General features: G+C 32.9%; 26 protein-coding genes. 25 read left to right on the top strand and 1 reads right to left on the bottom strand.

What is annotated here, in order from left to right:
* Positions 1 to 206: 206 nt before the first annotated feature.
* The gene (locus tag AK212_RS04540) at positions 207 to 1181 is read right to left on the bottom strand and encodes an asparaginase (RefSeq protein WP_053029445.1); all 975 of its coding nucleotides are present in this window, start codon (positions 1179 to 1181) and stop codon (positions 207 to 209) included.
* 76 nt (positions 1182 to 1257) lie between these two features.
* Between AK212_RS04540 and cmk the strand changes: the two genes are divergently transcribed.
* The 25 genes from cmk to AK212_RS04415 all read left to right on the top strand — a co-directional run bounded on the left by cmk (position 1258) and on the right by AK212_RS04415 (position 26669).
* On the top strand, positions 1258 to 1914 hold the full coding sequence (gene cmk, locus AK212_RS04535; RefSeq protein WP_053029444.1) for a (d)CMP kinase: 657 nt from the start codon (positions 1258 to 1260) through the stop codon (positions 1912 to 1914).
* Positions 1915 to 2224: 310 nt separating this feature from the next.
* Positions 2225 to 3403 (top strand): 30S ribosomal protein S1, encoded by a 1179-nt coding sequence (rpsA, locus tag AK212_RS04530; RefSeq protein WP_053029443.1) that lies wholly within the window; start codon positions 2225 to 2227, stop codon positions 3401 to 3403.
* A gap of 361 nt (positions 3404 to 3764) precedes the next feature.
* Complete coding sequence (der, locus tag AK212_RS04525) at positions 3765 to 5075, top strand: ribosome biogenesis GTPase Der (RefSeq protein WP_053029442.1); 1311 nt, start codon at positions 3765 to 3767, stop codon at positions 5073 to 5075.
* Positions 5076 to 5090: 15 nt separating this feature from the next.
* Entirely contained in the window at positions 5091 to 6089 is a 999-nt protein-coding gene (locus AK212_RS04520) for an NAD(P)H-dependent glycerol-3-phosphate dehydrogenase (RefSeq protein ID WP_053029441.1), read from the top strand.
* A gap of 168 nt (positions 6090 to 6257) precedes the next feature.
* Positions 6258 to 6530: an HU family DNA-binding protein gene (locus tag AK212_RS04515; RefSeq protein WP_011275733.1), complete on the top strand. Its 273-nt coding sequence runs from the start codon at positions 6258 to 6260 to the stop codon at positions 6528 to 6530.
* A gap of 208 nt (positions 6531 to 6738) precedes the next feature.
* Positions 6739 to 7326, top strand: coding sequence for a heptaprenyl pyrophosphate synthase subunit A (locus tag AK212_RS04510; RefSeq protein ID WP_053029440.1), 588 nt, complete (start codon positions 6739 to 6741; stop codon positions 7324 to 7326).
* Entirely contained in the window at positions 7319 to 8029 is a 711-nt protein-coding gene (locus tag AK212_RS04505; RefSeq protein ID WP_053029439.1) for a demethylmenaquinone methyltransferase, read from the top strand. Before AK212_RS04510 ends, AK212_RS04505 begins: the two co-directional genes overlap by 8 nt.
* A gap of 21 nt (positions 8030 to 8050) precedes the next feature.
* A complete protein-coding gene (locus tag AK212_RS04500; protein ID WP_053029438.1) occupies positions 8051 to 9007 on the top strand; it encodes a polyprenyl synthetase family protein in 957 nt (318 codons plus the stop codon).
* 153 nt (positions 9008 to 9160) lie between these two features.
* Positions 9161 to 9610, top strand: coding sequence for a nucleoside-diphosphate kinase (gene ndk, locus AK212_RS04495; RefSeq protein WP_053029437.1), 450 nt, complete (start codon positions 9161 to 9163; stop codon positions 9608 to 9610).
* Between the two features lie 348 nt (positions 9611 to 9958).
* Positions 9959 to 11125 (top strand): chorismate synthase, encoded by a 1167-nt coding sequence (gene aroC, locus AK212_RS04490; protein WP_053029436.1) that lies wholly within the window; start codon positions 9959 to 9961, stop codon positions 11123 to 11125.
* A 32-nt stretch (positions 11126 to 11157) separates the two neighbouring features.
* Positions 11158 to 12222: a 3-dehydroquinate synthase gene (gene aroB, locus AK212_RS04485; RefSeq protein WP_053029435.1), complete on the top strand. Its 1065-nt coding sequence runs from the start codon at positions 11158 to 11160 to the stop codon at positions 12220 to 12222.
* A 12-nt stretch (positions 12223 to 12234) separates the two neighbouring features.
* Positions 12235 to 13533 carry a 3-phosphoshikimate 1-carboxyvinyltransferase gene (aroA, locus tag AK212_RS04480; protein ID WP_053029434.1) on the top strand — a complete coding sequence of 433 codons (1299 nt, stop codon included), beginning with the start codon at positions 12235 to 12237 and terminating at the stop codon, positions 13531 to 13533.
* A gap of 6 nt (positions 13534 to 13539) precedes the next feature.
* Positions 13540 to 14784: a tetratricopeptide repeat protein gene (locus AK212_RS04475; RefSeq protein ID WP_053029433.1), complete on the top strand. Its 1245-nt coding sequence runs from the start codon at positions 13540 to 13542 to the stop codon at positions 14782 to 14784.
* Between the two features lie 14 nt (positions 14785 to 14798).
* On the top strand, positions 14799 to 15335 hold the full coding sequence (locus AK212_RS04470) for a YpiB family protein (RefSeq protein ID WP_053029432.1): 537 nt from the start codon (positions 14799 to 14801) through the stop codon (positions 15333 to 15335).
* A gap of 24 nt (positions 15336 to 15359) precedes the next feature.
* Complete coding sequence (locus AK212_RS04465) at positions 15360 to 15959, top strand: DUF1405 domain-containing protein (protein ID WP_053029431.1); 600 nt, start codon at positions 15360 to 15362, stop codon at positions 15957 to 15959.
* A 44-nt stretch (positions 15960 to 16003) separates the two neighbouring features.
* A complete protein-coding gene (locus tag AK212_RS04460) occupies positions 16004 to 16702 on the top strand; it encodes a zinc metallopeptidase (protein WP_053029430.1) in 699 nt (232 codons plus the stop codon).
* Positions 16703 to 16991: 289 nt separating this feature from the next.
* Positions 16992 to 17309 carry a nucleotide pyrophosphohydrolase gene (locus AK212_RS04455; protein WP_053029429.1) on the top strand — a complete coding sequence of 106 codons (318 nt, stop codon included), beginning with the start codon at positions 16992 to 16994 and terminating at the stop codon, positions 17307 to 17309.
* 28 nt (positions 17310 to 17337) lie between these two features.
* Positions 17338 to 18468 carry an N-acetyl-alpha-D-glucosaminyl L-malate synthase BshA gene (bshA, locus tag AK212_RS04450; protein ID WP_053029428.1) on the top strand — a complete coding sequence of 377 codons (1131 nt, stop codon included), beginning with the start codon at positions 17338 to 17340 and terminating at the stop codon, positions 18466 to 18468.
* 1 nt (position 18469) lies between these two features.
* On the top strand, positions 18470 to 19672 hold the full coding sequence (locus AK212_RS04445) for a CCA tRNA nucleotidyltransferase (protein ID WP_053029427.1): 1203 nt from the start codon (positions 18470 to 18472) through the stop codon (positions 19670 to 19672).
* Positions 19659 to 20630, top strand: coding sequence for a biotin--[acetyl-CoA-carboxylase] ligase (locus tag AK212_RS04440; protein WP_053029426.1), 972 nt, complete (start codon positions 19659 to 19661; stop codon positions 20628 to 20630). Before AK212_RS04445 ends, AK212_RS04440 begins: the two co-directional genes overlap by 14 nt.
* Positions 20631 to 20662: 32 nt before the next feature.
* A complete protein-coding gene (locus AK212_RS04435) occupies positions 20663 to 23365 on the top strand; it encodes a helicase C-terminal domain-containing protein (RefSeq protein ID WP_053029425.1) in 2703 nt (900 codons plus the stop codon).
* A 110-nt stretch (positions 23366 to 23475) separates the two neighbouring features.
* On the top strand, positions 23476 to 24768 hold the full coding sequence (gene asnS / locus AK212_RS04430; protein WP_053029424.1) for an asparagine--tRNA ligase: 1293 nt from the start codon (positions 23476 to 23478) through the stop codon (positions 24766 to 24768).
* Positions 24769 to 24988: 220 nt separating this feature from the next.
* Positions 24989 to 25675 carry a DnaD domain-containing protein gene (locus AK212_RS04425; RefSeq protein WP_053029423.1) on the top strand — a complete coding sequence of 229 codons (687 nt, stop codon included), beginning with the start codon at positions 24989 to 24991 and terminating at the stop codon, positions 25673 to 25675.
* Positions 25665 to 26318 (top strand): endonuclease III, encoded by a 654-nt coding sequence (nth, locus tag AK212_RS04420; RefSeq protein ID WP_053029422.1) that lies wholly within the window; start codon positions 25665 to 25667, stop codon positions 26316 to 26318. Before AK212_RS04425 ends, nth begins: the two co-directional genes overlap by 11 nt.
* A 21-nt stretch (positions 26319 to 26339) precedes the next feature.
* Positions 26340 to 26669, top strand: a complete 330-nt coding sequence (locus tag AK212_RS04415) for a YpoC family protein (protein ID WP_053029421.1) — start codon at positions 26340 to 26342, stop codon at positions 26667 to 26669.
* Positions 26670 to 26971: the final 302 nt, after the last annotated feature.

Raw genomic sequence — 26971 nt, 5'->3', positions numbered from 1 at the left:
CCAACAAAGAGAATTTCATCAAGAAATTCTACAAGCAAAGCAAGCTGGGAGTCGGGGCCCCAGCAAAGAGAATTTCATCAAGAAATTCTACAAGCAAAGCAAGTTGGGAGTGGGACGACGAATTTAAAAAGAATTCTGTCCCACTCCCTTATCATCTTATTTTATGCTCATCAGATTCAATTCAATACGTCTTTTTTCGGCCCTTGCTAATTTTGCTTTTCAAAATAATGCTTCAATTCTGACGTATTAAGATGATTACTTAAACCGATTAATAATTTTAGTCTCGCTTTCGGACCATTTAATCCATTCGAAAATATTAAACCTTTATTTGATAATTGGAATCCACCGCCATCATAGGCATATACAGGGCTTACAATACCATTAAAGGATCTTGAAACTAACACAATTGGTATATTATTGTCCAAGCATGATTGAACGCCATTTAAGCAACTTGGTGGCAAGTTACCTTGACCCAAAGCTTCAATGACAATACCATCTACATGCTGTTGTGAATAGAAATTAAATATGTCACTGTCCATCCCCATATAGGCTTTAATCAATGGCACGCTTAACTCATGATTGACTGTATCAAAAGACTGTTGTTGATAGGGCTGATTATAAAATTGAACATTATCTTTGGTTAAAATACCTAATGGACCTTGATTAGGACTTTGGAAGGTATTAATGTTAGACGTATGCGTCTTAGTGACATTTCTGGCAGTATGTATTTCATCATTGAATACGACCATTACACCTTTGTCTTGCGCATCACTGGATGAAGCTACACGAATGGCCGAAATAAAATTATATAAACCATCGGAACCAATTTCATTTGAAGATCTCATCGCTCCAGTAATCACAACTGGATATCGAATATCTATTAATAAATCAAGAAGATATGCAGTTTCTTCAAGCGTGTCTGTTCCGTGTGTAATCACATAACCATCGTATTGATTTGTCTTATTTGCATCAATAATGATATCTCTCAATTGTTCAACGTTTTGAATTGTTATGTGTGGAGACGGAATGTTAAATGGATGTATTTCATCTACGTCAGCGTATTGACCAATAATGTCTGTATGTAAAGATATTGGATTTACATCATTTGTTACTACTTGATTGGATTGATTTTGAGACATGCTAATCGTTCCACCAGTATGTATAACTAATAATCGCTTCATTGCGTTCCTCCTATTTTTAATTTACATATTTATGATAAAATAATACAAACAAAACAACAAGGAAGGATAAAATAATATGGACTTAATAAATATTGCCTTGGATGGTCCTGCAGCAGCAGGTAAAAGTACAATTGCTCGACAAGTTGCTAGTAAATTATCAATGATATACGTTGATACTGGTGCAATGTATCGCGCAATAACTTATAAATATCTTCAAAATAATAAACCTGAAGATTTTAAGGCACTCGTTGATCAAACTACTTTAGAATTAACTTATGATAAAAGTAAAGGACAACGTATCTTACTAGATGATCAAGACGTTACCGATTTTTTAAGAGAAAATGATGTGACTCAAAATGTATCCTATGTCGCTTCTAAAGCGCCTGTTAGAACATTTGCAGTTGAAAAACAAAAAGACCTAGCAGCAAAAAAAGGGATCGTCATGGATGGACGCGATATTGGCACAGTAGTGCTACCAAATGCAGAATTAAAGGTGTACATGATTGCTTCAGTTGAGGAGAGAGCTGAAAGACGACAAAAAGAAAATGAACAATGTGGTATTCCTTCAACATTATCGCAACTAAAAAAAGAAATCGAAGAAAGAGACCACTATGATATGAATCGTGACATTTCACCTTTAAAAAAAGCAGACGATGCGATTACAGTGGATACAACTGGCAAAACGATTGAAGAAGTAACTGAAGAAATAATGAACTTAGTTAACAATTTATAAATGAGCAATAATAGCTATATAGAATAATTTGTACTTAATTTAGAATAAAGTGCGAATTATTTTAAATAGCTATTTTTATTCTATATAATTAAAAGTGGTAATAATTAATCACTGTTTAAATCGTATAACATTTATTAAGGTTCATTAAAATTATAAATCTTTAAAAGTTACAAATCAGTTAAATTTCTATTTAATAATTTTGATAATTGATAATTTTTTTAAGAACTTATGAAACTAAAGGGGAATTTCTTGACAATTCTACTGGTTTATAAGATGTTATATGTATGTAGTGTATAAGGAGGCAAATAAGATGACTGAAGAATTCAATGAATCAATGATTAATGATATTAAAGAAGGTGACAAAGTCACTGGTGAGGTTCAACAAGTTGAAGACAAACAAGTCGTAGTTCATATTAATGGTGGCAAATTCAATGGAATTATTCCAATTAGCCAACTTTCAACTCATCATATTGAAAACCCTAGTGAGGTTGTTAAACAAGGTGATGAAATAGAAGCATATGTTACTAAAATAGAAGTTGATGAAGAAAATGACTCAGGTGCGTATATTCTTTCTAAACGTCAACTTGAAACTGAAAAATCATATGAATATTTACAAGAAAAATTAGATAATGATGAAATAATTGAAGCAAAAGTTACAGAAGTAGTTAAAGGGGGCCTAGTTGTAGATGTAGGTCAACGTGGTTTCGTACCTGCTTCACTCATTTCAACTGATTTCATTGAAGATTTCTCTGTATTTGAAGGACAAACTATTCGTATCAAAGTAGAAGAATTAGATCCTGAAAATAATAGAGTCATTTTAAGCCGTAAAGCAGTAGAGCAAGCTGAAAATGATGTTAAAAAAGCTTCTTTACTAGAATCATTAAATGCAGGCGATGTTATTAAAGGTAAAGTAGCTCGTCTAACTAACTTTGGTGCTTTCGTTGATATCGGTGGCGTAGATGGCTTAGTCCACGTTTCAGAACTTTCACACGAACATGTTGATTCTCCAGAAGATGTTGTTTCTGTAGGACAAGAAGTAGATGTGAAAGTTAAATCTGTAGAGAAAGATGCAGAACGTATCTCACTCTCTATTAAAGACACTTTACCAACACCATTTGAAAGTATAAAAGGACAATTCCACGAAGATGATGTTGTCGAAGGTAAAGTTGTACGTTTAGCTAACTTTGGTGCTTTCGTTGAAATCGCACCAGGTGTACAAGGCTTAGTTCATATTTCAGAAATTGCACATGAACATATCGGTACACCAGGTGAAAAGCTTGAGCCAGGTCAACAAGTTAATGTTAAAATTTTAGGTATTGATGAAGAAAATGAACGTATTTCACTTTCAATCAAAGCTACTTTACCTAAAGAAGATGTCGTTGAAAGCGATGATGCTACAACTCAATCTTATTTAAGTAATGATTCAAACGAAGATAATCCAACACTTGGCGATGTCTTTGGTGATAAATTCAAAAACTTAAAATTCTAATCTAAAGTTAGGATAGAAATACATGAGGCTGGGACAAAATAAAATGTCTCAGTCTATTTTATTGTTCTGGCAGTAACTGACAGATGTGAATCAATTTGATTTAAGCGTGCTATCAACGTGATAGGTTGCATGGATTTTGATGATTGACCTTAACAAAATAGTGATGCCAACCTGATTACCAATCTTAGTATTATCTTTTAAGCAAAACATTTAATGAATCGTTCTCTATTTAATTAAGGTGTTATCATTCAAATTTAAATTATCAATTCATTATAATGTAACTTAACTTATATACTTTGTTTGAAATAAATAGGTCATATGATAAAATTATAGAGATTTTAGAAAGAGAGGAAGTTAGCTTATGACGAAACCTATTGTAGCGATTGTAGGAAGACCAAATGTAGGGAAATCTACAATCTTTAATAGAGTAGTAGGTGAACGTGTTTCAATAGTCGAAGACACATCTGGTGTTACTCGTGATAGAATTTATTCATCAGGCGAATGGTTAACACATGAATTTAACATTATTGATACTGGTGGAATTGAAATCGGTGACGCGCCATTCCAAACACAAATTAGAGCACAAGCTGAAATTGCAATAGATGAAGCAGATGTTATTATTTTTATGGTAAATGTGCGTGAAGGTTTAACTCAAAGTGATGAAATGGTTGCACAGATGTTATATAAATCTAAAAAACCCGTTGTGTTAGCCGTTAATAAAGTAGATAATCCTGAAATGCGAAACGACATTTTTGATTTTTACGCATTAGGTTTTGGAGATCCATATCCTATCTCAGGCTCCCATGGCTTAGGATTAGGTGATTTGTTAGATGAAGTAGTTAAACATTTTCCAGAGGATTATGAAGACCCTTACGACGAAGACACAATACGATTATCAATCATCGGACGTCCTAATGTTGGAAAATCTAGTTTAGTAAATGCCATTCTTGGCGAGGACCGTGTTATTGTATCGAATGTTGCTGGAACGACTAGGGATGCCATTGATACTGAATATAGTTATGATGGTCAAGATTATGTTTTAATCGACACTGCCGGAATGCGTAAAAAGGGTAAAGTGTATGAGTCTACTGAGAAATATTCCGTATTACGTGCGCTTAAAGCCATCGAACGTTCTAATGTAGTACTAATCGTTATAGATGCAGAGGAAGGTATAATAGAACAAGATAAACGTGTAGCAGGTTATGCTCATGAAGAAGGTAAAGCCGTAGTAATTGTAGTGAATAAGTGGGACACAGTCGATAAAGATAGTAACACAATGAAGAAATTTGCAGATGATGTTAGAAACCAATTTCAATTTTTAGATTATGCTCAAATCGCTTTCGTTTCTGCCAAAGAAGGTACACGCCTACGCACGCTATTCCCTTATATTAATGAAGCAAGCGAAAATCATAAGAAACGTGTTCAAAGTTCTACATTAAATGAAGTAGTGACAGACGCTATATCTATGAATCCTACGCCAACAGATAAGGGTCGTCGTTTAAATGTATTTTATACTACACAAGTAGCTATCGAACCTCCTACGTTTGTTGTATTCGTAAATGATGTCGAATTAATGCACTTTTCTTATAAACGTTACCTTGAGAATCAAATTCGTCATGCATTTGGTTTTGAAGGAACACCCATTCACATCATTCCGAGAAGAAGAAACTAAAAAGGAGATAATACTATGACTAAAATTACTGTTTTTGGTATGGGAAGTTTTGGTACTGCATTAGCCAATGTGTTAGCAGAAAATGGACATACTGTTCTAATGTGGGGTAAAAACGAAGATAGTGTCAAAGAATTAAATGATCACCATCAAAATAACCGTTATTTAAAAGATGTCGTACTCAATAGTAGTATTAAAGCCACTAGCGATATCAATGAGGCTGTGAATTTTACCGATATTTATTTAATGGCTTTACCTACTAAAGCTATGCGTGAAGTAACTAGTCAAATTGATGGTTTGATCAACACAAAGAAAACCTTCATCCATGTAGCTAAAGGTATTGAAAATGATACATTCAAACGTGTTTCAGAAATGATTGAAGATTCTATATCTGAAGAACATAATGGTGGCATAGGTGTATTATCAGGTCCTAGCCATGCTGAGGAAGTAGTAATTAAACAACCAACAACTGTGGCTGCATCATCAAAAGATGAAAAAGTTAGTGAACTCATTCAAGATTTATTTATGAATGATTATTTACGTGTCTATACTAATAACGATTTAGTTGGTGTTGAATTAGGTGGCGCGTTAAAAAATATAATAGCAGTCGCAAGTGGTATTGTGGCAGGTATGGGCTATGGAGATAACGCTAAAGCTGCTTTAATGACACGTGGTTTAGCTGAAATAAGCAGATTAGGTGAAAAATTAGGTGCTGATCCTATGACGTTTTTAGGACTTGGCGGAATTGGTGACTTAATTGTTACGTGTACATCTACACATTCCCGTAACTACACATTGGGATATAAGTTAGGACAGGGCCAAACTATGGATGAAGCATTAAATGAGATGAATATGGTTGTAGAAGGTATTTACACTACTAATTCTGTATATCATTTAGCCAAACAACAAAATGTGGATATGCCTATAACAAATGCACTTTACAAGGTTTTATTCGAAGATAAACCAGTTAAAGATAGTGTTAAAGACTTGATGGGAAGAGATAAAAAATCTGAATAGAGTGTAATATTACTCTATTTCAAAAAATTTTCGCAGATTTGCACTTAAAATACTGATATTTCAGTGTTTTAAGTGCATAAATTATTGCGGTAACATTAATTGTTGTGTTAAAGTCATAGCATAATGATATAAAGATATCATTATCATTCATCTGGAGGTGAACTCGTAATGAATAAAACTGACTTAATTAACGCAGTTGCAGAACAAGCTGATTTAACTAAAAAAGAAGCTGGTTCAGCTGTAGATGCTGTTTTCGAATCAATCCAACAATCACTTTCTAAAGGTGAAAAAGTACAATTAATTGGTTTCGGAAACTTCGAGGTACGTGAACGTGCTGCACGTAAAGGACGTAACCCTCAAACAGGTAAAGAAATCGAAATTCCTGCAAGTAAAGTTCCAGCATTTAAAGCTGGTAAAGCATTAAAAGATGCTGTTAAATAATTTACTTAAAAGCCCTATAAAGGGCTTTTTTTATACATATATCATTTTAATAGACTTAATTTGTCCTATGTAATTTAACTTGACTATTACAAATGTCTCATTAGTGCATATATTCAAATAAGTAAAGTAACATCCACTTAAGTCACTGTATTTTATTTTTATTCATATAATGTTAAGATGTATAGTGATAATAACGTGAGGTGTGAACATGGAAACAACAATAAGCAAATTAAATAGACAAATTAATCAAAAGCTTACAGGAATTCATGACTATGAAACGATTCATATAAATGCTAATTTGAGTGCATTACTCGATACTTATGACATTCCTGAAAATGCTAAACTTGCTTGCCTCACTATCGATACTTCAATGAAACATCTTGATGAGATAACACAAAACCAAAAGTCAAAAAAATCTATTTTAATTGGTGATTTACTAAGCGCTCATTTTTATACGCTTTTAGCTGAAATAAATGATCCAACGTTTCAATTAGCAATGAGCAAAGCGATAGTCAAATCGAATGAATTAAAATCATCATTACATCATCAAGTATTAGAGTCTGAAGCTATCTATGATGCAATTATTGAAATTGAAACAATCTTCCCATATATAACTTTGTCTCATTTCAGTAAAGAACAAGTAACGCCTTTAGATTTATATCAACAATTAATCTCCGAGGGTGATGACTATTATCCATCTTACCTTAAGATGTACCAACCATCTGATGTACGTCAGTTTTTACAAAATATCAATCAAAGTTATATAGAGAAAAGTAGAGGTAATATTAATGACTGAAAATAATGCAAAAAAAGAACAAGTTCATACAGTCTTCCAAAATATTTCAAGTAAGTATGATCGTTTAAACAACATTATTAGTTTTGAGCAACACAAAGTGTGGCGAAAACATGTAATGAAAGATATGCACGTTAAAGTTGATAGTAAAGCACTTGACGTGTGTTGCGGTACTGCTGACTGGACTATTGCACTTAGTAAAGCAGTAGGTGCGCATGGTGAAGTAACTGGTTTAGACTTCAGTGAAAACATGCTAGAAGTGGGTAAAGAGAAAACAAAGCATATGGATAATATTCATTTAGTTCATGGAGATGCAATGAATTTACCGTTCGAAGATAATTCATTTGATTATGTTACAATTGGTTTCGGTCTCCGTAATGTACCTGATTATTTAGTTGCATTAAAAGAAATGAATAGAGTCTTAAAACCAGGTGGAATGGTCGTTTGTCTTGAAACAAGTCAACCAACAATGCCGGTATTTAAACAAATTTATAAGTTATACTTTAAATTCATAATGCCAATTTTCGGTAAATTATTCGCTAAATCTAAGGAAGAATATGAGTGGTTACAACAATCTACGTTCGATTTTCCAGATAAAGACAAATTAAAACAATTATTTGAACAAGCTGGCTTCACTAAAATTAAAATCCGTAGCTTTACAGGTGGCGTTGCTGCAATGCATCTAGGCTATAAACAAAAAAGTTAGACAAAATAAAAGGTGATTAACGTGGCAAAGTTAAACATGAATAGCGAAATTAAGAACGTAGAAAAACGCCTTCAAAAAGCTATCGAAAGCAATGATCCAATTTTACATGAAGCATCATCTCATTTGCTTTCTTCAGGAGGCAAAAGAGTTAGACCTGCATTCGTTATCTTGAGTAGTCAGTTCGGACCACAAAAGCAAACTGAAGATACGTATCGTGTTGCAGTTGCCCTTGAATTAATTCATATGGCAACACTAGTACATGATGATGTTATCGATAAAAGCGACAAACGACGTGGACGTTTAACCATAGTTAAAAAGTGGGACGTTACTACCGCAATATTAACTGGAAACTTCTTACTTGCATTGGGTCTTGAACATTTATCTGAAATTCGTGATAACCGAATTCATCATATTATTTCAAATTCGATTGTAAACGTAGGACTTGGTGAATTATTCCAGTTTCAAGACCAATTCAATAGTGCGCAAAGTATTACCAATTATTTGAGACGCATCAATAGAAAGACCGCTTTGTTAATTCAATTAGCAACTGAAGTCGGTGCGATTACTTCTGAGGCTGATGATGAAACTATTCGAAAGCTTAAAATGATAGGCCACTATATTGGCATGAGTTTCCAAATTGTTGATGATATTTTGGACTTCACTAGCACTGAAAAGAAATTGGGCAAACCTGTAGGTAGTGATTTAATGAATGGACATATTACATTACCAGTGCTACTTGAAATGAAAAAAGATATATCATTCAAGCGTCAAATTGCTTCACTCAACCATCAATCTAAATCTCAAGACTTTGAACCTTTGATTGAGCAGATTAGAAACTCTAATAGCATTAAAGAATCTAAAGCAATTAGTGATAAATATTTAGCTAAAGCACTCAAGTTAATTAATGAACTTGATGAACCCAATGCTCAAAGTCTTTTTATTAAATTAATAAAGAAAATGGGATCACGTAACGTTTAAAACGAAAAAATATTGAAAGCGCTTTAACAACCTGTTACTATTGAATAGTAGCAGGTTTTTTGTTACGCCAAAGTACGATACATATTTAAATATTCATCATTTAAGTCTTATGTTTATATCATTGAGACTTCACACACAGGGGGATAATTTACGATGGAAAGAACATTTTTAATGATTAAACCAGATGCAGTTCAACGTAATTTAGTGGGAGAAATTATTTCACGCATTGAGAGAAAAGGTTTAAAACTAGTAGGTGGTAAATTGATGACTGTTCCTCAATCATTAGCTGAAGAACATTATTCTGAACACACAGATAAACCATTCTACGGCAAATTAATTTCATTTATTACTTCTGCACCTGTTTTTGCAATGGTTGTTGAAGGCGAAGATGCCGTTGATGTATCAAGACACATTATAGGTAAAACAAACCCATCTGAAGCAACACCAGGTTCTATTAGAGGCGATCTCGGCTTAACTGTAGGACGAAATGTAATTCATGGTTCAGATTCAGTTGAATCAGCACAACGTGAAATTGCACTATGGTTTAATGAAGACGAATTAAGTAGCTATGCGTCACCTAGAGATGCTTGGTTATACGAATAGAAATTTAATACACATATTGTACTGATAAGGGTAGTCTAGACAATTACGTTGAGGCTTACCTTTTAGATAAATCACAAAGACTGACAAAATAGTGAAGCCGTTAATAATACGTTGCCCATCACTTGTCATCCTTTAGAGGGCGAACTAGAATGCATTATGAATACTAGTTCGCTCTCTTTCTATTTTTTTTAAGATGAAATATCATCATTTCGTTTTTCACTCTTTAATTATTGAAATATTCTAATAAATTCAAATTTACTATTGCACACTAGTTATGTTATACGGTTGAATGTGATATGATAACACATATCACAATTTAACGTAGTAAAGGGAAAGGAGCGTATTCTCATGAGATATTTAACGTCAGGAGAATCACATGGTCCTCAATTAACAGTAATTATTGAAGGTGTACCTGCGAATTTAGAAATTAAAGCAGAAGATATTAATACGGAAATGTTTAAGCGTCAAGGTGGCTACGGTAGAGGGCGACGTATGCAAATTGAGAAAGATGCTGTAGAAATTGTATCAGGTGTCAGAAATGGCTATACACTTGGCAGTCCAATCACACTTGTTGTCACAAACGATGATTTCACACATTGGAGAAACATTATGGGTGTTGCGCCTATTACAGATGAAGAAAGAGAGAATATGAAACGTACTATTACAAAACCACGTCCGGGACATGCGGATTTAATTGGTGGTATGAAGTACAATCATAGAGATTTAAGAAACGTTTTAGAACGTTCTTCTGCTCGCGAAACAGCAGCGCGTGTTGCAGTTGGGGCAGTATCTAAAATACTGTTAGAACAATTAGATATTCATATGTATAGTCGTGTAGTTGAAATTGGCGGTATTAAAGACGAGGGGTTATATGATACTGAAACTTTCAAACAAAATATAGATAAGAATGATGTACGTGTTATCGATGAATCTATCGCACAGAAAATGAGAGATAAGATAGATGCCTCTAAAAAAGAAGGCGATTCAATTGGTGGCGTTGTTCAGGTAATGGTCGAGAATATGCCTGTGGCTGTTGGTAGTTACGTACAATATGATCGTAAACTAGATGGTCGTATTGCTCAAGGTGTTGTTAGTATTAATGCATTTAAAGGAGTTAGCTTCGGTGAAGGTTTTAAAGCTGCAGAAAAACCAGGAAGCGAAATACAAGATGAAATCTTATATAATAGCGAATCAGGCTTCTACCGTGGTTCTAATCACCTAGGTGGCTTTGAAGGTGGTATGACAAATGGTATGCCAATTATCGTAAATGGCGTTATGAAACCAATCCCAACTTTATACAAACCGCTTAATTCTGTTGATATCAACACTAAAGAGGACTTCAAAGCTACGATTGAACGTTCTGATAGTTGTGCTGTACCTGCAGCAAGTGTAGTTTGTGAACATGTTGTTGCTTTTGAAGTAGCCAAAGCGATTACAGAAGAGTTTCAATCCAACCATATTGATCAATTAAAAGCCCAAATTGAGGAACGAAGACGTCTGAACATTGAATTTTAAATCAATGTACGTTTAGAAACGAGGTATTTTGAATGCAATTACAAACAACGTATCCAAATAATAATTATCCAATTATCGTCGAACATAATGCGTTTGAAACATTATCTGACTATATACAAGACTATGATAAAGTCTTTCTCATCGTTGATGAATTTGTTGATTTTAATTTTAAACATAAGTTCACTTCACTACTTAACGCATCAAACACTTATAAGATCGTTGTACCTGCCGGTGAGAAAATGAAAACATTTGAGCACTATCAACAAACATTAGAACAATTACTTGAATATAACTTAACGCGCAACACGTGTTTAGTTGCGATAGGTGGCGGTGCTACAGGTGATTTTACTGGATTTCTAGCTTCATCTTTATTAAGAGGTGTTGATTTCATACAAGTACCTACGACGATACTTGCGCATGATTCAAGTGTTGGAGGCAAAGTGGGTATTAATTCTATTCATGGAAAGAATTTAATCGGTGCATTTTATCGACCAAAAGCTGTCATATATGATTTGAACTTTTTAAATACTTTACCTTATGAAGAAATTTTAAGTGGCTATGCTGAAGTTTATAAACATGCTTTATTAACAGGACAAGTCGCTACAGATGATATTGAGAAGCACTTTTCTACTAGAGAAAAGCTGAATTCTCTAAAAGATATGGATCAGTTTATCTTCAAAGGCATTAAGACGAAATTGAACGTCATCGTTAAAGATGAAAAAGAGCATAATATGCGAAAATATTTGAATTTAGGGCATACGTTCGGCCATGCTGTTGAGTATAAGACTAAAATACCACATGGTCACGCCATAATGATTGGTATTATCTATCAATTTATTATCGCCAACAGACTGTTTGAATCACAATTTGATGTTTCACATTATGCTAATTATTTAAAAACATTATGTTATCCAGTTGAATTGGTTCAACAATTAAACTTTAATGATATGTATCAATATATGTTAACGGATAAAAAGAATAATGGTGAAGGTATTCAAATGGTCTTACTAGAAGAGCTTGGTAAACCACGTGTCTGCCACGTTGAAAAAGACATATTAATTCAAGCATTTGAGGATTTGCAATTCGTATTGAAGTAGGTGGATGATAGCATGTCAAATGAACAAATGATCGATATTAAGGGACCATTAGTTGGTGAAATTGAAGTACCTGGAGATAAATCCATGACGCACAGAGCCATCATGTTGGCTTCTTTAGCAACTGGCCAATCAACGATATTTAAACCGTTATTAGGCGAAGATTGTTTACGTACAATCGAAATATTTAAATTATTGGGTGTTGACATACAAATTGCGGATGACAAAATCGTTGTTAATTCACCAGGCTATAATAAATTTAAAACACCACATCAAACTTTATACACAGGTAATTCGGGAACTACGACACGCTTATTAGCAGGTTTGCTAAGTGGTCTCAACCTTAATTGTGTGTTATCTGGTGATGCGTCAATAGGTAAGCGGCCTATGGATAGAGTGATGAAACCACTCAGATTGATGGGTGCTAATATTTCAGGAATAGATGATAACTATACGCCTTTAATTATTGAACCCGCTTCACTAAAAGGTATTACCTATGAAATGGAAGTAGCGAGTGCACAAGTTAAAAGTGCGTTATTGTTTGCTAGTCTATTTTCAAATGAAGTTTCAGAAATTACTGAGTTAGATATAAGTCGAAATCATACCGAAACAATGTTTGAACATTATGGCATTCCAATTAGCATTTCTGGTAAGGTAATTACTACGCAGGCAAACGCTATCCAACATATCAAAGCTACAGACTTTAATGTTCCGGGAGATATTTCTTCAGCAGCATTCTTTATTGTAGCAGCACTTATTACGCCTGGAAGCGATATAATAATTCATAATGTTGGCATCAATCCAACTCGTTCAGGTATTATAGATATCGTTGAACAAATGGGAGGGCGTATTGAGTGCTTTAATGTCACGCAAACGTCAGAACCAACTGCATCGATTCGTGTAAAATATACACCAAACTTAAAACCAGTCCATATTGAAGGCGATTTAGTACCGAAAGCGATTGACGAATTACCTATCATTGCACTATTGTGTACACAAGCAACTGGTACAAGTATCATTAAAGATGCAGAAGAATTAAAAGTGAAAGAAACAAATCGAATTGATACAACTGCAGACATGCTTGGGTTATTAGGCTTCGAATTACAACCAACTGAAGATGGATTAATCATTCATCCTTCAGAATTCAAAAAATCAGCAACCGTAGATAGTTTAACTGACCATAGAATTGGGATGATGTTAGCTATAGCTTCATTATTGAGTGATGAACCGCTTAATATCCGACAATTTGATGCTGTTAATGTATCATTCCCTGGTTTCCTTCCTAAATTAAAGCTTTTAGAAAATGAGGGATAAAATAAAATGGAAGATATCTATAAATTAATAGACGATATCAATCTTCAAAAACTAGATCATTTAGATACACGCGTAAATGATGCATTGAACTCTAATAATGATGATGCATTATTTATTCTTGGTGAAACCTTATATAATTTTGGATTAACACCTCAAGGACTAGAGGTGTTTAGAACTTTATATCATAAGTATCCAGATGAGAGTGAATTACTAATATACTTTATTGAAGGCTTAATGTCAGAGAACCAAACTGATGAAGCGTTAGAATATTTAAGTCAAGTTGCAATATCAACTGAAAAACTAATGTTAGAAGCTGATTTATATCAACAAATTAATATGAATGAAGTTGCTATTGATAAATTATTAGAAGCAAGAGAATTAGAACCTAACGACCCAATCATCCATTTTGCATTAGCTGAATTGTTGTATTTTGATGGTCAATACTTACGTGCGACTCGTGAATATGAAGTCGTATTAGATACAGGTGAGTACGAAGTAAATGGCATCAATTTGTTTGCTCGAATGGCAGATTGCGCATTACAAAGTGGTAACTATAGTGATGCGATTAATTTATATGATGAAATTAATGAAGATGAAATGACTTCTGAAGATTTCTTCAAAAAAGCCATCGCATATGAAAAAAATGATATCACTCAAGAAGCCATTAAAATCACGAAAAATCTTCTATCTAAAGATCCTGACTTTATACAAGGATACTTCTATTTACAATCACTTTATGAAAATGAAAAAAATTATCCTGATGCAATTGAAACTGGTAAAGAAGGCTTACGCTTAAATCAATTTTATAAAGAATTGATGGTTTCAACAGGAAGTTTAGAAATTGAGCATGGCGATGCTAATGAAGGTGTTGAATTACTCAAACAAGCGCTTGAAGTGGACAACGCTTATCATGAGCCATTATTAATTTTGAGTGATTTATTCCGAAACGAAGAAGACTATGAAGCAATTATTGCATTGTTATCATATGTTGATGAAGATGATTTAGATCCTGTTTTCATGTGGCATTTAGCGCATGCATTTGGTCAAGAAGAACGTGATAAAGAAGCACAACATTTCTTTGAACTTGCTTATCCAACAATGAAAACGCAAAGCGCATTCTTAAGTGACTATTACTATTATTTAATTGAAATCGGTAATAAAGAGAAGGCAATGACACTCTTACAACAATTACTAGAAATGGATCCTAGTAATGAGACTTGGCAAGAAGAAGCCAATCGTCTTGATTATTAATGAAGGTGATTTACTTGAATCAAACCCTTAATCAGATGAAACAAAGTTATATTGAATATGCTTTGTTTCATTATCATTTTAAATCGCGTATTAGTGTATGGATTTTAAACTATATTAAATCTCATTACGATCTACTTGAACACGTTCATTTTGTTAATCAAAAAATATCTAATCATAAAACGCTAGAAACGAGTTTAAGTAATGCAGATGCTCCAGCAATTAAGTTGGTTAATAATCATCACATACTCATAAACACAAATGAGATTTTCAATTATATTATATCTCATCATTGTGAATTTGATATTCTGATTCATTTTTCAGACGAACACACTACCGATTTTAAATTAAATGACTTGATGATTCATCAATTAATGTATTCAACTCAATATATGGCTTATCTAAATACGATTTACAATTTAACTCTTGATTCGACAAGTGTCTACTCACTCATTGAGCACTTGCGCCATAATATTGATTTAAGCCTTCAATTTAATGATCGAGAACAATTCTATCAATTAACTCAAATTTTAGAGGTGCTTGAAAATCGATAAAAGTCATTAAAGGAAATAAAACGTATGCTAACATTTAAACAAATGTGGGAGTTAACATTATATCGTCAATCCTGCTTAATCTTTTTACTTGTTTGTAACTTACTTGGCACGTTGTATGGGTTCATTTGGTATGGTGATCAATTAGTTCAAACACCTTGGTATTTCTTACCTTTTATACCTGATAGTCCAATTGCTTCGCTTTTTTTATGTATTGTTATTTTTTGTTTAATTATCAATAAACACATTCCGTTTATTGAAGCCCTTGCTTTCGTTACTTTATTAAAATATGGGCTATGGGCTGTAATAATGAATCTTCAAATGATTCATTTAAATCATAATATAACAATCATGAATATATTTTTAATTTTGAGTCATGGTATTATGGCGATACAAGCAATTTACTTTTATCCTCGCTTAAAGATTAGAATAAGTAGTTTGCTAATTGCGATGGTGTGGGTGTTTCATAATGATTTCATTGATTATGTTTTAAATAAGTATCCGTACTATGACATTATTGAGCAACATAAAGTTATGGTTGGCTATATCGCGTTTTGGTTAAGTTCATTGGCATTATGCTTATATTATTATTTACAAAAGATAATACCAATTAAATTATTTGATTAAATCAAGGATTCTCAGTAGAATATGGATAAAGGAGAGTGGAATTATTGTCTATAATGTCTTATATAATATATATCGTCATTATTATGCTCATTCCAATGTGGGCACAACACAAAGTAAAATCGAATTATGAAAAATATGCACAAGTGAGATCAACAAGTGGTAAGACTGGCCGTGAGGTAGCTGAAGAAATCCTTCATGCGAATGGCATCTATGATGTTGACGTTGTTAAAGGTGAAGGTTTCCTAACTGACCATTATGATCCTAAAAAGAAAGTTGTTTGTTTATCTCCTGCAAACTTCGATAGACCTTCAGTAGCTGGTACAGCTATTGCTGCACACGAAGTTGGACACGCGATTCAACATCAACAAGGTTATGTATTTTTAAGATTCAGAAGTGCGTTAGTACCATTTGCCAATTTAGGTAGTTCTTTAAGTTACATGATTATCATGTTAGGAATTATCCTTACAGCTATGGGAAGTGCATTTGGGTCAACAGCATTATGGATTGGCGCTGGATTAATGTCACTCGCTGTCCTGTTCTCGATTGTAACGTTACCTGTTGAGTTCGACGCAAGTTCAAGAGCAATGAAACAAATAACTGCTTTGAATATTGTCAATGAAAAAGAATATAAACATGCTAAAAAAGTTCTTTCAGCAGCTGCAATGACGTATGTTGCCGCAACTGCAACAGCTGTCGCAGAATTAGTAAGAATTATTCTTATCGCTAAAGCGAGTGATAATTAATTGAGCTTATAAATATTTAGCATAAAACAACATCATTTTTATGCTACTAGCATTAATCGCTCACTAAAGTTGAGTAAGTAATTATAATATGCTTTTCAATCTTAGATAGCGACGTGGGAGTAGGACATTGAATTCGTATAGAATTCTGTTCTACTCCCAATTTTTTATTTTATTTTTCTTGAAAATTTAATTAAAATATAATCCGTTCTTTTCATATTCATAAAATGCATGATTGTTTAATATGATATATACTTATTAAGTATCAATAATAAAGGAGAAAGTGAACACAATGAAATCTATGAAAGAGATGCAAAATGAAGTGGATGCATACATTGGACAATTCAAAGCTGGGTATTTTTCTCCACTTGCAAATTTAGCACGTTTGACAGAAGAAGTCGGAGAACTTGCTAGAGAAATCAATCATTATCACGGTGAAAAGAAAAAGAAAGAAACTGAAGATGAAAATACAATTAAAGCCGAATTAGGAGACAATTTATTTGTTTTACTTTGCTTAGCAAACTCACTCGATATCGACATGACTGAAAGCTTTAATGAAACAATGGAAAAATTCAACACTAGAGATAAAAATCGTTTTGAACGAAAATAATCATTTTTAAAAAGGAGGATAGTGTAACATGAAAATAGGTATTACATGTTATCCATCAATGGGCGGTTCTGGTATCATCGCTACTGAGTTAGGCATTAAAATGGCTGAGAGAGGTCATGAAGTACATTTTATAACGTCGAATATTCCTTTTAGAATTCGCAAACCTTTACCTAATATTACGTTTCATCAAGTTGAAGTAAATCAGTATGCCGTCTTTCAATATCCTCCATATGATATCACTTTGAGTACTAAAATTTCTGAAGTGATAAAAGAATATGATTTAGATGTATTGCACATGCACTATGCCGTGCCTCATGCTGTTTGTGGCATTTTAGCACGTCAAATGTCTGGTAAAGATATTAAAATAATGACGACGTTACACGGCACTGATATTACCGTATTAGGTTACGATCACTCACTTAAAGGTGCTATCAAATTCGGAATTGAGCAAAGTGATATTGTTACAAGCGTGAGTCATTCATTAGCACGTCAAACAAAGTCCATCATTGAAACTGAGAAAGAAATTATCCCTATTTATAATTTTGTTCGTGAAAATGAATTTCCAACACGTCATGATGAAAAACTTAAAGAAGTCTATGGCATCAAACCAAATGAAAAGGTACTGATTCACGTATCTAATTTCAGAAAAGTAAAACGTATTGATACTATTTTAGAAACGTTTGCGAAAGTTCATCATCATATACCAAGTAAACTCATTTTATTAGGAGACGGTCCAGAATTATTAGATATGCGAAAGTTAGCACGTCAATTAGATATCGAAAATGATGTGTTATTTTTAGGCAAACAAGATCAAGTGAGTGAATTCTATCAAATGTCTGATTTAGTGCTTCTATTAAGTGAAAAAGAGAGCTTTGGATTGACATTACTAGAAGCAATGAAAACAGGTGTTGTGCCTATCGGTTCTAATGCAGGTGGTATAAAAGAGGTTATCAAGCATAATGAGACAGGTTATATCGTAGATATTGGTGATAGTACTAGCGCAAGTGATTATGCCATACAACTTCTTACTAACCCTGATTTATACCAACACATGCAAACTGCTATGTTAAATGACATAGAAGAACGATTTGGTTCAGAATTAATTACAGATCAATACGAACACTACTATAGAAAAATGTTAAATCAAAAAGAGGATTAGTATGGGAACAAAACTATTTACTCAAGCAAAACCTATTTTAGAAAAAATAGAACACCATGGCTTTGAAGCATACTTCGTCGGAGGGTCTGTGCGTGATTATTTAATGGATAGACCCATCCATGATATCGATATTACAACCAGCGCAACACCAGATGAAATAGAATCGATATTTGATAAAACAATCCCAATTGGAAAAGAGCACGGAACGATTAATGTCGTGTACGAAGGAACGAATTACGAAGTGACAACTTTCAGAGCTGAATCAGATTATGTTGATCATCGCAGACCTAATGAAGTGTATTTTGTACGTGATTTAAAAGAAGATTTACAACGTCGTGACTTTACAATTAATGCTATTGCTATGGATAAAGATTTTAAAATTTATGACTATTTTGATGGTCAAACGGCATTACAGCAACAGATTATAACTACCGTTGGTACACCACACGAGCGTTTCGATGAAGATGCTTTACGCATTTTGAGAGGCGTACGCTTTCAATCACAATTAAATTTCACGATCTCACATCATACGTTTGAGGCAATGCAACATCATATTGCAGATATCGAATTTTTATCTATAGAACGTATCGTTGTAGAACTTAAAAAATTAATACAAGGTCAAAATGTTAGTGAAAGCTACACAACTTTATTGACATTGAACTTCTTTAATTATGTTCCATTTTTTAAAGATCTAGATATGAAAGCAACAAGGATTAATGCACCGATAAGCTTTGAATTATGGCTAGCAATCTTAAAGACCATTGAGCAATCAGACACGCCGCTTTCAAGCTTGAAAATAAGCAATAAAGAGAAAGCTAAAATAAATCAATATCATAAACTATTATTAGAGATGCCAAAAATCTCAACTAAAAATCAATTACAGTTATTTGTTTATGATTATGGCGCAAGTAATATTTTGGACATCATTGACATCATTCCTTTACTTAAAGAAAATAATATTAAAGTAGCGTCACCTCTAATCTTCAATTATCAATCGATTAAAGAAATTAATCATCAATTACCAATTGAAAGTCGTAAAGCGCTTAATATCAATGGTGGCGATATACTCAAAGTTGTGCCTAAAAAAAGTGGTCCTTGGTTAAAAGAGGTGTTACGACAAATCGAAAGTGAAGTTGTTACACATAAAGTTTCAAATTCTAAAGATGAATTATTGAAGTGGGTGAAAGAGAATGTCAAAATATAGTCAAGACGTTATTCGTATACTATATAAGCATCAATCTGAATATATTTCAGGACAATATATTGCTGATCAATTAAATATTTCTAGAGCAGCTGTAAAAAAAGTCATCGATCAACTTAAAAAAGATGGGTGTAAAATAGACTCCATCAATCATAAAGGCCATCAATTAAATGAACTACCAGATTGTTGGTATCAAGGTATCGTAGCTTATATTTTAAAAGATTCGCAATTAGCCTCAGAAATAAAGGTATTCGAGAGTGTTGCGTCAACTCAAACGATTGCTAAGCAAGAATTAGTTGGCAATAGTGCATCAATGATTATTTTAAGTGATGAACAAACACAAGGACGTGGGCGATTTAATCGTAATTGGGCATCTTCAAAAGGTAAAGGTTTATGGATGTCATTAGTATTACGTCCTAATGTACCTTTTTCAATGATTCCAAAATTCAATTTGTTTGCTGCTTTAGGAATTAGAGATGCTATACAGTCATTTACAAATGACAAAGTAGAAATTAAATGGCCGAATGATGTTTATATCGCTGACAAAAAAGTATGCGGTTTTTTGACTGAAATGATAGCAAATTATGATTCAATTGACGCCATCATTTGTGGTATTGGCATCAATTTAAACCATGAAGATAGTGATTTCTCAGATGAGATTAAACATAGCGCGACAAGTGTCGGTTTACATAGTGATACTAAAATCAATCGATATACATTTTTAGAAGCGCTCATTTCATCAATTGAAAAACGTTATACTCAATTTTTAACTCAGCCATTTGCAGAAATTAGAAATGAGTATATTCAAGCTTCTAATATTTGGCAACGCCAATTACGTTTCACTGAGAATAATACACAATTTATTGGTGAAGCGATTGATATTGACCGTGATGGTTTCTTAATTGTAAAAGATGAGAATAATGAAGTTAGACGCCTTATTAGTGCGGATATAGATATATAAAGCGTATGACAAGAAGATAAGGAGAGTTAGTTATGGGACACACAAGTTATGCAGTTGTCGACTTAGAAACAACTGGCAATCAACTTGATTATGATGAAATTATACAAATTGGTATAACCTTTGTAAGTAATAATAAAATATCTGGGACTTATCATTCTATGATTCGTACTGATTTGGAAATTCCACCATTCATCCAAGCATTGACCTCAATTGAAGATACAATGTTAGAACAAGCCCCTTATTTTCATGAAATCGCAAAAGATATTTATCAACAACTAAAAGATTGTGTATTTGTGGCGCATAACGTAGATTTTGACTTGAATTTTATTAAGAAGGCTTTTAAAAACTGTAATATACATTTCGAACCTAAAAAAGTCATCGATACATTAGAGTTATTTAAAATTGCTTATCCAACAGATAAAAGTTATCAACTTAGTGAATTAGCGGAGTCTCATGATATCCCTTTAGATAATGCACATAGAGCTGATGAGGATGCTACAACAACTGCATTATTAATGATTAAAGCCTTTCAAAAATTCGAACAACTTCCAATAGATACGTTAAAACAACTCTATTATTTAAGTAAAAATTTAAAATACGATTTATATAATATCTTGTTTGAAATGGTTCGTCAGCATCCATCAATACCTTTAGATAATACGCTTGGACAATTTGAACAAATTATTTATAAAAAGCAAGTGGATTTAAAAGCACCAAAAACTCAATTTAATGGATCACTTAAAGATCTGTATCGTGATGCAGTTAAAGCACTCAATCTTACATATCGTCCTCAACAATTATATTTATCTGAAATTATATTAGAACAATTGATGCACAACGATAAAGCAATGATAGAAGCACCTTTAGGTAGTGGGAAGTCATTAGCATATCTATTAGCAGCGCTAATGTATAATATTGAAACAGGACGTCATGTCATGATTTCAACAAATACTAAATTATTGCAGAATCAGCTTTTATTAAAAGACATACCTAGTTTAAATCAAGCGCTAAACTTTAAAATTAATGCAACACTTATTAAAAGTAAAACAGAATATATTTCACTTGGTCTAATTAGTCAAATATTAAAAGATGAAACTACTAACTATGAAGTTAATATTTTAAAAATGCAATTATTGACATGGATTATCGAAACTGAAACAGGGGATATTCAAGATTTAAATCTAAAAGGTGGTCAAAAAATGTATTTTGACCAAAAAGTTGAAACCTATGTGCCCGTTAGACATGATATTCATTATTACAATTACATCAAACGAAATGCACAACACATCCAAATCGGTATCACTAATCATGCGCATCTTATACATTCAGATCAAGAGAACTCAATTTACCAACTGTTCGATGATTGTATCATTGATGAGGCCCATCGTTTGCCTGATTATGCATTAAATCAAGTTACAAATGAACTTGATTACTCAGATTTAAAATATCAACTTGGCTTAATAGGGAAGAATGAAAATGAAAAATTGTTGAAAGCAATCGATCATCTTGAACAACAACGTATATTAGAACGTTTAGATATTGCACCAATTGATGTATTTGGACTGAAGATGAACATCTCAGAAATACATGATTTAAATGAGCGTTTATTCAATCATATATTTGAAATAATTCAAAATTCGGACGTTCACGATGATGACATTCATCGACACCATTATGTATTTGAATTTGATTCAACACAGATACTTAAAGATTTACATTTAATTGTTGATAAAATAAATAAAACATTAGAAATATTTAATGGCATGACGCATAAAACGATTAAGACTTTACGTAAACAATTGCTATATATTAACGATACTTATCGAAACATAGAACAAAGCCTTAAAGATCATCATACAGCTTATTTATCTATTAGAAATTTGACTCAGAAATCAACAATTAAATTAATTGTTAAAGATTACGCTGTCCGAGATATACTTACAACACGCGTCTTAGATAAATTTAACTCATTAACCTTTATTTCAGGGACGTTAACTTTTAATCATAAGTTCGATGCCTTCAAAAATTGGTTCAAAGAGGATGTGCAATTTAACACTTATCAAGTTCCTTCGACATTATCAAATCGTATGAATACAAATGTGTATATTCCTAGCGATGTAAGTGCTTATAACTTCAAAAATATCGATGATTATGTAGCATCTATTGTCGATTATATACAGGAATATGTCACAATCACGCAGTCGAAATGTTTAGTACTATTTACAAGTTATCGCATGATGCATATGGTTCAAGAGTTATTAAATGAACTACCCGCATTTGAGGACTATGTTGTGCTCACACAACAGCAAAATCAAAATTATAAAATCGTTCAACAATTTAATAGTTTCGATAAAACGATATTGCTTGGTACGTCTACCTTTTTTGAAGGCTTTGATTATCAATCAAATGGAATTAAATGTGTCATGATTGCCAAACTACCATTTATGAATAAATATAATACAAAACATTGGCTCATGGATTCAGAGTTTGAGTCCACCTTTAAAGACTATGTATTACCTGATGCAGTTACACGTTTTAGACAGGGACTCGGTCGATTAATTCGAAATGAGGATGATCAAGGACTTATTGTTTCATTTGATGACCGTTTAATTAGCAGTAACTATAAGAACTTTTTTGCTCAAACGCTAGAAAATTATAAACAGAAAAAAGGGGATATCAAACAGTTTGGTAAACTCATTAAAAAAATCCAGCAAAATATTGATAAGAAACAATAATTTATACGATTCAACGATGAAACAACATCGTCACATGCTAGAACTTCACAATTTATTTTGTTAAAATAAATAAGTATTGACTATATAGAATGACAATTAGGAGATTGGTTATGAAAACAACGATTAAACAAGCTAAACAACACCTTAACCAAGAAGTGACTATTGGTGCTTGGTTAACGAATAAACGTTCAAGTGGCAAGATTGCCTTTTTACAATTACGTGATGGTAGTGGCTTTATGCAAGGCGTGGTAGTTAAATCAGAAGTGGATGAAGAAACTTTCCAACTTGCAAAAGAAATCACACAAGAATCATCACTTTATGTGACTGGAGTTATTACTGAAGATAACCGCTCAGATTTAGGATATGAAATGCAAGTGAAATCAATCGAAGTTATACACGAAGCACATGATTATCCAATTACACCTAAAAATCACGGTACTGAATTTTTAATGGATCACCGTCATTTATGGTTACGTTCTAAAAAACAACATGCTGTTATGAAAATTAGAAATGAAATTATTAGAGCAACATATGAATTCTTCAATGAGAATGGATTTACTAAGATTGATCCACCAATTTTAACTGCAAGTGCGCCAGAGGGAACAAGTGAACTATTCCATACGAAATACTTTGATGAAGATGCTTTCCTCTCTCAAAGTGGCCAATTATATATGGAAGCAGCTGCAATGGCTCATGGTCGCGTATTCTCATTTGGTCCAACTTTTAGAGCAGAGAAATCTAAAACAAGACGCCATTTAATTGAATTTTGGATGATTGAACCAGAAATGGCATTTACTAATCATGCTGAAAGTTTAGAAGTACAAGAACAATACGTTACACATGTCGTTCAATCTGTACTTAAAAATTGTCAATTAGACCTTAAAGCATTGGATAGAGATACAAGTAAACTTGAAAAAGTATCAACACCTTTCCCAAGAATTTCATATGATGACGCAATTAAATTCTTAAAAGAAGAAGGTTTCGATGATATCGAGTGGGGCGAAGATTTTGGTGCACCACATGAAACTGCAATTGCAAATCATTATGATTTACCTGTATTTATTACAAATTATCCAACTAAAATTAAGCCATTCTATATGCAACCAAATCCAGATAATGAAGACACTGTACTCTGTGCTGATTTAATTGCACCAGAGGGTTATGGTGAAATCATCGGCGGTTCTGAACGTATTAATGACTTAGAATTATTAGAACAACGTATTGATGAACATCAATTGGACGCAGAAAGTTACAATTATTATTTAGATTTACGTCGTTATGGTAGTGTGCCACATAGTGGATTTGGATTGGGCTTAGAAAGAACAGTTGCTTGGATTTCAGGTGTAGAACACGTAAGAGAAACTGCACCATTCCCACGATTATTAAATCGTTTATATCCATAGGTTTTATGATTACTTTTCATACACAGTTATTTACTAGAGCCTGGGACATAATAATATGATGGTGCTATTTTGCAAATTCGCAGTAGCTGACTGAACTGAAAATGCGCTTAAATCAAGCTTTTTTCAGTTCTAGTCATCCTTGCGGGGGTGGGACGACGAATTTAAAAAGAATTCTGTCCCACTCCCGCTTTTTCAACTTTAAAGAGGGAGGAATATCAATTTGAATAAATTTCAACTTAAAAAACGTCCTGTCGTCATTAGAAGAGAATTATTTGATCATTATAGTGAATTAGGACTAACTGAAAAAGATTTAATCATTTTAATTAAATTGATTTATGCCTCTGAATCATCAAATAAGCAACCATCCGTCGATGAATTAAAATTAGGGTCTAACATGGAGCCAAGGGAAATTACTAGTATTATTCAACATTTAATTCAAAAAGATTTGTTACAACTTCAAGTGAAAAAGGATGAAGAAGGTAAATTTACTGAATATATGGATTTGGATGGCTTTTTTGAGAAATTAAGTACTATTTTATCTCAGGAACAAACAAATCAAAAAACGAATCAAACGCAGCAAGATTTCAAAGATTTGTTTCAATACATTGAAACTTTGTTCGCTAGACCTATTTCTCCTTATGAAATCGAAACGCTTAATCAATGGATTGATGTAGACCAACATGATTTTGCTTTAATACGAGCTGCATTAGATGAAGCATATAGCCATGATAAGCTTAGCTTTAAATATGTTGACCGTATTTTATTGAACTGGAAAAAGAACAACGTAACAACGACTGAAGAATCTAAGAAAGTTAGAGAACAATTTAACAAACCAACTATGACACATACGGTTAAACATATACCAAAGTTTGATTGGTTAAATGGGGAGAAATTAGATGATAAGTAAAAAGAAAGCACTTGAAATGATTGATGTCATAGCTGAAATGTTTCCAGATGCAGAATGTGAACTTAAACATGATAATGCTTTTGAATTAACGATTGCGGTATTATTATCTGCACAGTGTACAGACAACTTAGTGAATAAGGTCACGCGTACACTTTTTCAGAAATATAAAACGCCTCAAGATTATTTAAACGTTGATATCGAAGAATTGCAAAATGACATACGTTCCATTGGTTTGTATCGTAATAAAGCTAAAAACATTCAAAAGCTATGTCAGTCACTTATCGACCAATTTAATGGTGACATTCCTAATACGCATAAAGCGTTAGAAAGTTTAGCGGGTGTTGGACGTAAAACAGCAAATGTTGTAATGAGCGTAGCATTTGACGAACCTTCATTAGCAGTTGATACACATGTTGAGCGTGTTTCTAAGCGACTTGGTATCAATAGATGGAAAGATAATGTTACCCAAGTGGAAGAGCGATTATGCAGTATTATTCCTAGGGAAAGATGGAGTAAAAGTCATCACCAACTTATTTTCTTTGGTCGTTATCATTGCTTAGCTAGAAAGCCTAAGTGTGACATTTGTCCTTTACTAGATGATTGTAGAGAAGGGCAAAAACGTATGAAAGCACAAACAAAATAATAATTTAGAAAGCTTGATTAAATGATTAATAAACAGGATTTTATAGAAATTGAAGAACAACTTGATGAATTTGCTAATCAGCGCAGATTAAATTCAAATGAAGCTAAAAAGTTTATTGATAAATATTTTGACTTAATCATTCAATTCTTTAAAGAGATAAATGAAATTGAGACGATTGATTTCAAATTATTAGATCAATATCCAGTGGTACCTATGAACTTTGAGGAACGCTATCAGTATATGTTAGCTAGAAAGTATCATTTTATGGGCTATAGTCAAATGAAGACGCTAAAAAGTGAGTTAATTAAAATGAATGCTTCGTATCAAATTAGAAGGAAGCGTTTGGACTAAAGTTAAGATAATAGCCGTTGAGATTGAGACGTTATTTTAAGATATAGGTCATAAAATATGGTCATAATTTAATGTTCTCAATTTCTTGCAATACGCTTTTTTTAAAGGCCCTTAAAATAAACGCGTCTCAGTTCTAGTCATTCTTGCGGCCGGGCCTCAACAAAAAGCATTTCATTAAGAAATTTTACAAGCAAAATAAGTTGGGCAAGCACTCCAACAATACTAATTATTATAAATAAACAAGCCAGTAAATGAATTTATCAAAACTCATTTACTGGCTATTTTACTAGGAATGATGTCCC

It is taken from the genome of Staphylococcus borealis (genome assembly GCF_001224225.1).
GTDB classification, from domain to species: domain Bacteria; phylum Bacillota; class Bacilli; order Staphylococcales; family Staphylococcaceae; genus Staphylococcus; species Staphylococcus borealis.
This window is presented reverse-complemented; position numbering and strand designations above follow the sequence as displayed.